This window comes from Shewanella sp. BF02_Schw, from assembly GCF_014596695.2.
Lineage (GTDB): Bacteria > Pseudomonadota > Gammaproteobacteria > Enterobacterales > Shewanellaceae > Shewanella.
In genome coordinates, this window is the sequence record NZ_JABKAW020000003.1 from 531,247 (window position 1) to 544,170 (window position 12,924).

General features: G+C 40.0%; 9 protein-coding genes. 6 read left to right on the forward strand and 3 right to left on the reverse strand.

Features of this window, described 5'->3' with window-relative positions:
• The first annotated feature begins 73 nt into the window (after nt 1-73).
• From HNW13_RS14920 to HNW13_RS14940, 5 genes are all read left to right on the forward strand, one after another.
• A complete protein-coding gene (locus tag HNW13_RS14920) occupies nt 74-2,104 on the forward strand; it encodes a tetratricopeptide repeat protein (RefSeq protein ID WP_192116291.1) in 2,031 nt (676 codons plus the stop codon).
• 202 nt (nt 2,105-2,306) lie between these two features.
• Entirely contained in the window at nt 2,307-3,863 is a 1,557-nt protein-coding gene (locus tag HNW13_RS14925; RefSeq protein ID WP_101086495.1) for a GGDEF domain-containing protein, read from the forward strand.
• Between the two features lie 60 nt (nt 3,864-3,923).
• On the forward strand, nt 3,924-5,288 hold the full coding sequence (gene ppnN, locus HNW13_RS14930; protein WP_192116290.1) for a nucleotide 5'-monophosphate nucleosidase PpnN: 1,365 nt from the start codon (nt 3,924-3,926) through the stop codon (nt 5,286-5,288).
• On the forward strand, nt 5,281-6,048 hold the full coding sequence (gene xni, locus HNW13_RS14935) for a flap endonuclease Xni (protein WP_101086493.1): 768 nt from the start codon (nt 5,281-5,283) through the stop codon (nt 6,046-6,048). Before ppnN ends, xni begins: the two co-directional genes overlap by 8 nt.
• Before the next feature lie 246 nt (nt 6,049-6,294).
• Nucleotides 6,295-6,693 (forward strand): DUF3192 domain-containing protein, encoded by a 399-nt coding sequence (locus HNW13_RS14940; protein WP_101086492.1) that lies wholly within the window; start codon nt 6,295-6,297, stop codon nt 6,691-6,693.
• Between the two features lie 95 nt (nt 6,694-6,788).
• Here the strand turns inward: HNW13_RS14940 and HNW13_RS14945 are convergent, their stop codons facing one another.
• A complete protein-coding gene (locus HNW13_RS14945; RefSeq protein WP_192116289.1) occupies nt 6,789-9,656 on the reverse strand; it encodes a prolyl oligopeptidase family serine peptidase in 2,868 nt (955 codons plus the stop codon).
• A 439-nt stretch (nt 9,657-10,095) separates the two neighbouring features.
• On the opposite strand from HNW13_RS14945, the gene HNW13_RS14950 reads away from it, so the two are divergent.
• Entirely contained in the window at nt 10,096-11,106 is a 1,011-nt protein-coding gene (locus HNW13_RS14950; protein ID WP_192116288.1) for an isocitrate dehydrogenase, read from the forward strand.
• A gap of 102 nt (nt 11,107-11,208) precedes the next feature.
• Here the strand turns inward: HNW13_RS14950 and rlmM are convergent, their stop codons facing one another.
• Nucleotides 11,209-12,297 carry a 23S rRNA (cytidine(2498)-2'-O)-methyltransferase RlmM gene (gene rlmM / locus HNW13_RS14955; protein WP_011638229.1) on the reverse strand — a complete coding sequence of 363 codons (1,089 nt, stop codon included), beginning with the start codon at nt 12,295-12,297 and terminating at the stop codon, nt 11,209-11,211.
• A gap of 96 nt (nt 12,298-12,393) precedes the next feature.
• A complete protein-coding gene (locus HNW13_RS14960; protein WP_011638230.1) occupies nt 12,394-12,774 on the reverse strand; it encodes a DUF423 domain-containing protein in 381 nt (126 codons plus the stop codon).
• Nucleotides 12,775-12,924: the final 150 nt, after the last annotated feature.

Genomic DNA, 12,924 nt, shown 5'->3' on the forward strand with positions numbered 1-12,924 from the left:
GGTTTCAGCAAGGGATATTGAGCAGCAAGAAATATTTTTCAAAGAAAATCCTCAAAAGCTGTATACAAAACTAATGAAGGCCACAGAGTTTCCTTTACAATTTTCAAATAAGGAGGAATTTGAGCAAGCCGCAAATGAATTAAGTTACCCACCCAATGAACTTCATCGCGATTTAGAGCTGCTGGCTCGACTGAATTTAGAAGCAAAGCTTACATCACCTACTAAGTATAAAGACGCTAAATTGCTCATAACACAATTAGACGCCATTGCATCAACCACACTTGAGCAAGCCGTCGTCATCATGCTTAAAGCGCGAATTAAAGGCCGTCAAAACCAAGAATATAATCAGGTGATTGTTGAATCAAATAATGCGTTGAATATGGTTAATACAGATGTCAGTTTAGAAAGTACGCTATTTAAATCAACACTTCATGAACAACTCAGCATGTTACATTCATTGCTACTTCAACCTACGCCGGCATTTTCTCACTTAAATCGTTACCGCGATATCGCTTACCAATTACACAATAATTATTTTATCTCCGATGCCGAAACCCAGTTAGGTCGTTATTACAATCTTAATGGCGATCAAGCCAAGTCACTCCAGCACTACAGTGAAGCATTTCGTTTAGCCAATAGTCTGGATTACCCCGGAATTAAAGCCCATACACAACTTAATCTTGCGCGTACATACCGAGATTTAGAACAATGGGATGATGCCCTAAAATATGCCCATAATGCTGCCGAAATACTTCAAGCGATAGGTCAAGATGTCTACCTAGCAGAGACCTTGACGGTCATCGCAATGATTTACGCTGGCCAAGATCAATGGAATAAAACCATCGACTATTATTTAAATGTCCAGCAAGTTAATGAGCGTATGGGAAATGAAATCGCCATAGGGCTCACATACCACAACTTAGGCGAGGCTTACTTCAAATTAAATAATATCCAAGCAGCATTGAACGTAATGCAACGTGCAAATGATATATTTAGAGCTCGGAAAGTAGAACATTACTTAGTCCATAATGAACTACTATTTGCCCAAATAAATACCAGTGAAGGCATGTGGAATGAGGCTATTGATCATGCGAACAAGGCTATTGAACTGGCTAAAAAGAAACATTTAAATGATGTGCAAACAGAAGCATTAGGCTATTTATCTACCGCATATCGCAAAACAAACAACCTCAATGCAGCACTTGCAACAGTCGATGCCATTGTTGAGCTGATCAACACATCGCAACAAAAAACCGAACAAACAAATGATTTCTCTGAACTCACTGAACAAAAATTAAAATTCGAACTGGGTTTATTACGTAATAAACTACATCAACAAACGGCAAAGAATAAATATAGTCAATTTATCATTTTAGTATTAATTCTCGGTTTCAGTATTGCGATTATCGTGTTGTTTTTTATCTACAGAAAATTTCAACAGCGAAATACCTTATACCTTAACGCCCAACATTTAAATACCATAGACCCTATAACGCAAGCCCAAGGTTACAGGGCGTTTATTCAACGCATCAGCACTCTTAAACACACTGAGTCTAAAACGATCGCGTTAGTGAATATCAATAAATTAAACAATATTGATATTCAACTTGGGCTCACTGAATCTATCGCATTGATGCAAAATTTTAATAGCCTGTTCAGTAAACACCTAGACACTGAAGTGTATATAATACGTTCAGGATTGATTGCATGTTATTTCGATAAGCAATACGACGCAGAAAATATCTTACATGCTGTAATTGATTGCCTTAAACAATTACATGAGACCCAATTTACTATACCAAATTTTGCTAACATATCCGCGGTCCAACATGCCAGTATTGGTCACATTAATTTGCCACTACTGGGTAACCCAGATGCCAGCATCAGTGCTGAATTACAATTTGAAACATTGCAATACGCACTTGCTGCAGCCATGGAAATAACTGAGCAACCCGCTTATGTGTCATTGCGACCACTTAATTTCGCTCCAGCGGCTGTTTTTATGCGCCCACTTTATTTAAATCTGACTCAAGCACTTAATCGCGGCATCATTCGTGCAGAAAGTAATCGTAACACCCAAGAGATCAACTGGCCGAAAAACTAATTGATTAATAAACATGCTATTGTGACCAGTTATGAGATTTTGTACGGTAATTGGATTTGCTGCACAACATTATTGAGATAATATTACTATAATGTTAATCGATGATATGTTAATTACTATAAATTCGATTTGCCGTCTAAATTAATATCCTAATCACGGCAATAGATGCCTTTAGCTGAAGAATGAAAGTAGGCACTGCAAAATGAAAGAGTCAAATACAGCGATAACTCAAATTTCGTTGATGAAGCAAAAGCTCCATGCAGCTAAACTTGCTCTCGAAGAAATAAATATCGATCGTAATGATAAATTGAAAACATTAATTCAATTTATCACTCATCTGAGTCTTGCTTGTAAAGGGCAAAACTTAGAACTCGATAATAAACTGGCTAAATTGCGCCATCATATGCACAATTTTGAGCAAATTGACGAGGCACTACCTGAACTCGTCGATATCGAAAGACTATTAAAATCTCAATATAGCCATACCATGACTCGTTTAGAAGACAGTCGTAATGGCCTCAATCGAGTGATCCGTCAGATCCAACGAATTAACTCTGCGCCAGACAAACTCAAAAAAGAAATCACCTACTTTAAACAAGAATTAGGCAAACCATTCCATACTGTATGGGAATACATTCCCAAAGTTGAAAAACTGATTTTTTTCTATGAAGAAATTTTAAAACACGAATTTGCTGATGCCGACAATTACGAAATTTTGCCTCACCATATTCAGCTAGCTAAAGAGCTTGCCGCTAAAATTGCTGAAATTGAATTTAGAAAAGATCAACGGGACCAAATTCTAGTCATAAAAGAAGTGTTACTTGGTGATATCAGCTTAAATAACTTACTGGATTCTTACCAATCGATATTAAGCTTACTATTAGAAAATATTGCTCGCGAAAAAACCGCATCACAAGACTTTTTATTTGCCCTCAACGATGCTCTGACTATCGTTCGCGATGTGGTCAACAACACCCATAACAACAACCAACGTTGTGAGCAACTTAAAGGTCAATTAAATAAAGAAATCAATTTACGCGTCAATAACGCCGACGAGTTAGTGGTAGATGCAGATGATCTTAACCAATTAAAGATTCAACTGACGGTGCAGTTATCTTCACTTCGCGATTCACTGTCTCGTAAAGAGGCACTGGAACAACGTGAACAAACCATTTTACGTAAATCAATAGAGACAATGCGTAAAGAGCTCAATTCAATGAGCCAGGAAGCGAATAGCTACAAAGAAAAACTATTTGAACATCAAAAGCTCAACCTACTCGATCCGCTTACCCAATTAGCAAACCGTACTGCGTTAGAAGATCGCATGGAGCAAGAGTATCGCAACCATGTCCGCTTTAAAACGCCACTGTGGATAGCCGTTACAGACATAGACCACTTTAAAGGCATTAATGATAGCTTTGGCCACAGTACCGGCGATAAAACCCTGCAAGTCATTGCTATGGCGTTAAAAAACTCATTACGCGATAGCGAGTTTGTTGCTCGTTATGGTGGTGAAGAATTTGTATTACTATTACCTGATATTACTGATGAACATATCTCTCAACTATTGAATCGAGTGAGAGAGAAAATCAAAAATATTCCATTTAAGTTTAAAAATCAGAGAATTACAGTTACATTATCTATAGGTGCTGCACAAGTGATGGAAAACGAAACGCTTGAAGAAGCTTTCGAAAGAGCAGATGCTGCATTATACCAAGCAAAAAACAACGGCAGAGACCGAGTCGTTATTGATATCTAGCCTCCCAAGACAGTTTTCTTTGGACTCGGCATCAAACACTCGAGTCCAAAGGAGTTGCTTATGATAGTAAAAATTAGTCCACGTGGTAGTCTAGATCAGCTTTCACAATTAGAAGTCGAACGTCTGAAACAAGGTGCAAAAAGCGACCTTTACCAATTATATCGAAATTGCTCACTCGCGGTGTTAGCTTCAGGCCTTATCAGCGACAGTTCCGAAGACCTGTTTAGTCGCTATGAATCTTTTAGCCTTAATATTTTACAGCGTGAAAGAGGCATCCAAATTGAACTCATCAACCCTCCTCTGCAAGCCTTCGTCGACGGGGAAATCATTGTCGGTATTCAAGAACATTTGTTTGCAGTACTCCGCGATATTATATACATCAGCAATAAGTACGAAAATTTAAAGCATATTGACTTAAGTAATGCCAGCCACATTACCAATGTTGTGTTTGATATTTTACGCAATGCTCAAGCAATCTCGCCAATGAAAGACCCTAATGTGGTGGTTTGTTGGGGAGGACACAGCATCAATGCTATTGAATACCAATATACCCGCGATGTAGGTTACCAACTTGGGTTACGTAGACTGGATATTTGCACCGGTTGCGGCCCTGGTGCTATGGAAGGCCCAATGAAAGGCGCGGCGATTGCCCACGCAAAACAACGAGTTCACAACGCCCGTTATATCGGCTTAACCGAACCCAGTATTATTGCTGCTGAGCCCCCAAACCAAATTGTTAATGAATTAGTCATTTTACCCGACATAGAAAAGCGTCTAGAAGCCTTTGTCCGTTTAGGCCATGGTATTGTCATTTTCCCTGGCGGCGCGGGTACGGCTGAAGAACTACTCTACTTTCTTGGTATCCTATTAAATAAAGAAAATTGCCATGCATCCTTTCCACTGGTATTAACCGGACCTGCTGAAAGTGCTGAATACTTTGCCGTTATCGATGAATTTATCGGGGCAACATTAGGCGAAGAAGCACAGAGTAAGTATCAAATCATTATCGGCGACCCTGCCAAAGTGGCGCAAATAATGAAGCAAGGCATGGAGCAAGTAAAAATCTATCGCAAAGAAAAATGTGATGCTTACCAGTATCAATGGTCACTCAAAATTGAACCCGAATTTCAATTACCCTTTGCGCCGACCCATGAAGTTATGGCAAATTTGAATCTCTATTTTCAAGAAAATAAGGCAGAACTTGCCGCTAACTTACGTAAAGCGTTTTCAGGTATTGTCGCCGGTAACGTAAAAGGCGATACCATCAAGTTAATTCAAGAGTTTGGTCCCTTTAAGATTGAAGGTGATGCTAAGCTCATGCTAATGATGGATAAGCTATTAAACGCTTTTGTTAAACAACAACGAATGAAACTGCCAGGCAGCGCTTACGTGCCCTGCTACGAAATAATAAAAACAAATGAATAAATTACTCATTATTGATGGACTCAATCTCGTACGCCGCATTCATGCGGTGCTACCTGATGAAAACGATATTACCAGCGTTCAAGAACGTGTTTTAGCAGCATCCAAAAAAATGCTGTTACAACATCAACCGACTCATTGCATTGTCGTTTGGGATGGCAATGAGCCATCTTGGCGCAAAACGCTGTACAGTGATTACAAAAAAGGTCGTAAACCCATGCCGACGGCATTAAGTGATGGCCTGGTAAATATCAAAGCCACACTGGCTGAACACGATATCAATTCTTTCGACGCTCAATCTGAAGCCGATGATGTTATCGCCACCATCGCGATGAAAATGATCAGCAACAAGGGTGAAGTGATTATTGTGTCAACCGACAAAGGCTTTAGCCAGTTACCGACCAAAAATCTCACCTTGTGGGATCACTTTAATCAGCACGTTTTTGATGTTGCGCAATATGAAAAGAAACTGGGAATAGAGCAATACCAAATGCTCGACTTTATTGCATTAGCGGGTGACAGCGGCAATAAAATTCCCGGAATTATGGGCATAGGCCCAAAATCTGCAGCGGATTTACTCAATAAATTTAGAACGCTAGCTAATTTATATCGTTCTTTAGATAACCTTGGCGCCAAGCAAGCACTTAAATTAGCCGAAGGAAAAGAGATTGCCAGAATTAGTTATAAATTAGCGCAGTTACAATGCGATATTCCACTGAATATTAATTTGAAACAATTTAGGATCAATCCAATAACAAACTAATGCCATAATAAGCTAACCTCTACTCTGGATAAGGGATGGGCTAAAGCGTTAAAAATAAGTGTATTTAACGTCTGCTATCACTCTTGCTATTGATGTTGCCAAGGGTTTTAACATGATAGTAGGCTTATGGTAAGTCGATACAATACAGATAACAAAAAAGTGTTATTTGATAACCGTTTATTATCCAGAGTTGAGTAAAAACACATAACCTCAACGGTATTAATACCATAACGGATTACACAGATTATGAATACAAAAGTGACGTATATCATCGGTGGAATTTTCACTGCCTATTTACTGTTTGTTGCCGTGGTGATTTTTGTTTATGAACCACAGCCAGAAGACCGAGCATGGGATGATCGCCAAGCATTCAACTTACAAAAAATGAGTGAAGTCAGCTTTGGTCAAAGCCTTGATGAGATCAGAACATTATTAGGCAGTGCAGATTTTGTCGAAGCCAAAACCGGCATTGATGGACAATATCAAGTGATGTATTACCGTACCCACCACATAAAATCAGACGGTGAAACCACTAAAGAAGAGTGCACCCCATTGTTATTTAGAGATAATCTGCTGATTGCATGGGGACAAGACACTGAAGATCAATATTTTGCGGTGCCAATAACCCATCAAGAACCACAATAGTTGCTTATTTGTCTGTGGTATCAATAACAAAAAACGCCCTATCGGTATTAGCATAGGGCGTAAAAAGTTAATTCAGATAAACATTGATAGCCGTTTTAATCTACTTTTTTATACTCCTGATAAGCTTCACCTTGGCGGAGCCAATCTGGGGCTTGCTCACCCTTTAAGTAATGATCGAAGTACTGCTTCATCTTAATGGTATAATCAAGTTTATTGGGATATTTTTTCAAATGATGTGGCTCATCTTCATATTGTAAAAACACCACATCCTTGCCTGCACGACGCATTGCCAGATATAGCTCAATACCCTGCTCCCATGGTACAGCATCATCTTTATCACCAAACATAATCATCATGGGTGTTTGAATGCGATCGACATAAAAAATCGGCGAGTTTTCAATATACTTTTGTGGTGCCTTGAACAGACTCTCGCCCATTCGACTCTGGCCCGTTTCATATTGAAATTGTCTTGCTAGTCCTGAACCATGGCGAATACCACTATAAGCACTGGTCATATTCGATACCGGAGCACCAGTCACAACAGCTTTAAAGATATTGGTTTGGGTTACCGCATATGCACTCTGATAGCCGCCCCAAGAATGCCCTTGAATACCAACAGCATCAGGATCGGCAATCCCCATCGCTATCAATTTTTGTACGCCTGCGGTCAGTGCTTTTACTGAAGATATTCCCGGATAACCTATCTCGAAACGAATATCAGGCAAGAAAATCGCATAACCATTGTCTGCATACCAAGCAAAGTTAGGTCGATGATTGAGCTTCATATCAGGAAACGCATGTAGCCTATCGCTCATAAACCGATAGAAATACACTAAGGTTGGATACTGTTTACCGACTTGGTAATTTGTTGGCTTAATGAGTACCCCATCCATGTTAACACCGTCACCATCTCGCCAATGTACTAGCTCCGCATTGCCCCATTTAAAGGGTTTACGCTGCTTATCAAGTTGGGTCACTTGTTGAGCGTTCTGTGGTGAGGTATTAGCTGCAATATATAAATCAGGATACAAATCATAGCGCTGTTTCGAAAACACCACTGTCGAGGCTTTATTAGCTCTGACAAGCAACGTTAATTTACTGTTGCTTTCGGTTAAGCGCTTCACACCAGCAACACCCATTTTGGCGCTGAAAAAACCGTCTGCTTTTGATAGATGACTATAACCTTGCAATAGCACAGTTTCAGCATCACTTACTACTGCGGGTAACAACTCATCCTTCACTAAGCCAACCAGTCTAAATTGAGTTTTCTGCTTTCGCCCTTCGCCATTGGTTAACATAAACCCTTGGTTCGATGCGGTATTAAACTGCCATACATCATATTTATCATAAACGGTTATCGCACTATCATCAGTTAACCAAGGGCCAAAACCGTAACCGGGTGCAGCACTGGGATAGTCATGGTCTTCATCAGCAAACGGTGTCGTAATATTAGCAGTCAAATTAACCCGACGTTGAGATGCAATGTCTAACAGAAACACGTTACCTTGCTGATAATAAGCCAGAAACTTAGCATTCGGTGACAGTGTAGGCATTGCATCACTGGGTTGCTGAGTTAACACTGGAATTTTATTACCGTTGTTTACATCAACCAAATACACATCACGATAAAAACCTGCCCAGGTGATCATTTTTTGATATGGCACATCTGAACTGGCCAATAAAAAACGCGCTTGCTCACCATAAGTAACATCTGGCACCACTTGATCAGCTAATTGGACTAACTTATTTGAATCTAAGTGTAAAACCGCTAAATAAGTGCGTTTTAATTCTTGCTCATATTCTTTGACTTCTTGAGGCTTAATTTTGGCATCATCACCATGCCAAATGCGTAGCTGCTTTTTCGCCGTGATAATCTCTGGATTAAACACATCATTGGCATTTTGATAATCAGCTAATTCAGCTTGCTGAGCAACTTGGGGAACTCGACCAACATACAAACGTTGACCGTCTTTTGAAAACTGTAAGCTTGAATATTGGTTATATGTCCAAGCTTCAGACTGGGCAAATTGCTGTTGTTTATTCTGCTCTACATCAATAAGCAACATGTTGTGCTCACGGCCATAGCGTGTCGAACTCGCAGCGCCTTTCGTCACGGCAACATATTGACCATCATCGCTGATCGCTAATGCTTCAATATGTTCATCGCGACTACCATAAAGCTGACGCTGTTTTTGGTCATCCAATGCTACCAGCACTACCTGGTGCAGTTGATTTTTACCTTGATTAACGACTGCAACAAAATGCTTCCCAGCTTTATCAAAAGCAAATTGGGTCACATCAGATAGCTTGGTGTGTTGGTTGGTAGCCAGATTAATTAACCGAACATCAGAGCCTTTATCTGCTTCCTCAATTTCAACATGAGTATCATCTTCAACCTTAGCAGTATTTTCGGCAACCGTTGATTCAGAGATAATAGATTTAGAAGCTTTAGACTCAGAAGCAATGGATTCAACAGCCTTAGATTCCGATAATTCAGATTTCTCATTCGTAGACTCAGGCTTGTTAATTTTAAATTTTAAAACTAAAAAATGACCATTGTCGCTAAATAGTGCAGATTCAACATTCTCAAACGTCTGTTGCTTACCACTTTGAGTATTCAGTAAGACCACTTCATGGGGTAAATCGGCTTTCTTCTTGGTTTCTCGCTCAAATAAGTTCGCTTCAATGGTCGCCAACACAAATTTGCCATCAGCACTGACATTCACATCGGTGCCATTGGCAATTTCATACTGTTTACTGTTATCACTAAAACGGATTAATGCACGACTATCGCCTCTATCAGGAGTAGCCTGTACCGTAATCACGTTGCCATTATCAGAAATAACCGGCTGTTGTAAGGTTTCAAAATGCATAATGTCATCAAGGGACAGTGCACGTTGTGGAGCCGCATGGGCATTAAATGACAGACAGACTGCCAATGGAATTAAATTGAATAATTTCACAGTTTTCCTCTAATGGTAACGTTGATTGATTATTTTTATAGATCACCGTAATAGATCATCGTGTTGGATTATCTCAATATTGACTAGCTAACGTTAAGCCAACCAGCAAAAGACATGACATGCGACCAAAGTCGTCTTTATAAAAAATGCTTACAGAATAAGCTAATGCTGCCAATAAAACATTGAACCGCAGATAAATCTTCAGCATTAAGATACTTTACAAGTAAACGATTTGTAATAAAGGTTCATAGTAAAACAATCAAATTAGAATTGACTTAAAAATAACGGAAATAATGTGATAATACTCACTATTTTCTGTAAATAAACATTAAAAGTCGTTAAAATACGCCGCAGAAAAACGACGCTTTTTATCGTCACCTAGCCGTGCCATATATGCGGTCTATCAATTGCAGTAACCACAACTGTGGAAGGACTATTCATGTCAAAACGTACAATAACCGTGATCCCAGGTGATGGGATTGGCCCAAGCATTATCGATTCAGCATTAAAAATCCTCGATAAAGCAGGATGTAACTTTGAATATGAATTTGCTGATGCAGGGTTAACGGCGTTAGAAAAACACGGTGAATTAGTACCACAACGTACATTAGACCTTATCGAGAAAAATCGCATTACGCTTAAAGGACCATTAACCACACCTGTCGGTGAAGGTTTTACCTCTATTAATGTGAGCTTACGTAAAAAGTTCAGTCTTTATGCTAACGTACGCCCGGTGATTTCATTTAAAGGAACCCAAGCGCGTTATGAGAACATTGATATCATTACCGTGCGTGAAAACACTGAAGGTATGTACTCAGGCTTAGGTCAAAAAATCTCTGACGATGGTCAAACAGCCGAAGCGACCAGTATTATTACTCGTCAAGGTGCAGAGCAAATCACCACATTTGCTTACGAACTTGCTCGTAAAGAAAATCGTAAAAAAGTGACTATCGTTCATAAAGCTAACATCATGAAATCAACTTCAGGTTTATTCTTGAAAGTGGCACGTGAAGTGAGCTTGCGTTACCCAGACATCACCACCGAAGAAATGATTGTTGATGCCACTTGTATGAAACTGGTTATGAATCCTGAAAACTTTGATGTTATTGTGACGACTAACCTATTTGGCGACATCTTGTCTGATTTATGTGCCGGTCTTGTGGGCGGTTTAGGCATGGCTCCAGGTGCAAACATTGGTCGCGATGCCGCTATTTTTGAAGCTGTACACGGCAGTGCACCAGATATCGCAGGCAAAAACTTAGCCAATCCAACCTCAGTAATTTTAGCGTCGATTCAAATGCTAGAGTACTTAGGCATGTCTGATAAAGCTGAGATGATCCGTAGCGCTGTATCGGCTGTTATTGAAGAAGGTGACCGTACTACCCGCGATTTAGGCGGCACTCACGGCACTACCGACTTCACTCAAGCATTACTCGAGCGTCTAGGATAATTCTATATGGTTACGTTAATGACTGAGTTATCTGTCATTAACTAAAAAGCCCCTTATGCAGCGTTGCATAAGGGGCTTTTTGTTAGCGGCGCAATAGTATTTTTATGCGTAGCTCACACCCTTTTCAGGGAATATCCATAAATGCACGGTCACTTCATCGCGGTCATGATAAAGGTGCTTACACTGCATTTTAAAATCAATTTCATTTTCAGTTAAAATGGCACCAATGGTTTCTAAAATCACGCTAACTTCTTTATAGCGGCTTTTCATGGGTAACTTAAGATTAAAAATAGCTTCTTTAAACCAACCATTAATCGCCCAAGCTTCCATTAATTCAGCAACTCGGGCTGGCTTTTCAACCATATCACACACTAACCAATACACATTTTTACGCGGTGGCTCAAAACGAAAACCATCTGCACGGTAATGCTTCACCTGGCCTGTTTCCATCAATTTTGGATCCATTGGACCGTTATCTACCGCAGCCACCATCATCCCACGGCGAACTAATTGGTAAGTCCAACCGCCAGGACAAGCGCCTAAATCAACGGCATTTAACCCACTACGACAACGTGTTTCTTGCTCTTCTTTAGTTAAAAAGGCTCCAAAAGCTTCATCTAGCTTAAGGCTTGAACGACTTGGTGCATCTGCAGCCATTCTTAACCGAGGAATACCCATAAAGTGTGGCGAACTATTGTGGCTTAACGAATAACCCGCATACGCCTTGCCTGGTCCGATAAAACACACATGAATAATAGGACGGCGGTCACTTTCAGCGTTAAGCAATGCGCCGCTCTTTTTTAAACCTTGACGTAACGGCACTGTCAATTTACGACAAAATGCAGATAATTCTTTTGCTTCATTGGTGTCAGGCGTTTCAACGCGTAGCTCACCACATTTTGACAGCGCGGCCAATGAAGCCACAATAGGCCCGACTCGATCTTGTTCAGGCAAATCACTCAACAACTCACCCGCGGCAAACATCTGACGCGCAAAAACTAATGAACTAAGCGCCAATTCCTTAACTAACGTATCGGCACCATTATCGTCAAAACATTGATAAATCACATAGGCATCGTTGATGTTGGTTTTAACAAAACCACCCACATTTAATTCTGTTGCCCGTTGTTGAATTTCTGCCGCACAGTCTTTTTCATAGCCTGAGCGACAAAATAGGAATAGGTTTTTCATTTGGAGCCTTAGCGTAAGGATATTCGCATAATAGCGAGACAATAATCTCGCTATTATACTCAAAAATGCTCAAGGTGGGAGAATTTAGCTAATGCATTATTCTGCTGATTTTGCATGCCAAATCGCCGCAGCAAATAACAACCACCCCACTAAGAAGCATAATCCGCCCATAGGCGTAATTGGGCCAATCCATTTAGCCCCCGTAAAGGCATAAAGGTATAGCGAACCAGAAAACAATATTATCCCGGCAATAAAGCTATAAGCAGCCCAGTTGATCAACTTAGAGGGGATCCAATGAGCAGAAAAAGCCAACGCAATCAATCCGAAGGTATGATAAAACTGATAATCGACCCCGAGTTTAAAAATACTCACTAATTCCGGTGGTGCGATAGTTTTAAGTCCATGAGCAGCAAAAGCACCCAGTGCTACAGCCATAAAACCACTTAATGTGGCAAATAATAATAGACCTTTATTCATTTTACTTAACCTCATACAACATAAACCGACAATGCATCATACTATTGAAGCAAGCTGGTTTTCGTGACTCAAACCATCACCATAGTTATTAATCCAGGTATTAATAACTATGGTGATGTTAATAAAAATATCAGCATAATAGACACCGCA

Coding starts and splice junctions, on each gene's coding strand:
- HNW13_RS14920 (WP_192116291.1), top strand. CDS start 74: ATGAAGGCCACAGAGTTTCCTTTACAATTTTCAAATAAGGAGGAATTT.
- HNW13_RS14925 (WP_101086495.1), top strand. CDS start 2,307: ATGAAAGAGTCAAATACAGCGATAACTCAAATTTCGTTGATGAAGCAA.
- ppnN (WP_192116290.1), top strand. CDS start 3,924: ATGATAGTAAAAATTAGTCCACGTGGTAGTCTAGATCAGCTTTCACAA.
- xni (WP_101086493.1), top strand. CDS start 5,281: ATGAATAAATTACTCATTATTGATGGACTCAATCTCGTACGCCGCATT.
- HNW13_RS14940 (WP_101086492.1), top strand. CDS start 6,295: ATGAATACAAAAGTGACGTATATCATCGGTGGAATTTTCACTGCCTAT.
- HNW13_RS14950 (WP_192116288.1), top strand. CDS start 10,096: ATGTCAAAACGTACAATAACCGTGATCCCAGGTGATGGGATTGGCCCA.
- rlmM (WP_011638229.1), bottom strand. CDS start 12,297: ATGAAAAACCTATTCCTATTTTGTCGCTCAGGCTATGAAAAAGACTGT.
- HNW13_RS14960 (WP_011638230.1), bottom strand. CDS start 12,774: ATGAATAAAGGTCTATTATTATTTGCCACATTAAGTGGTTTTATGGCT.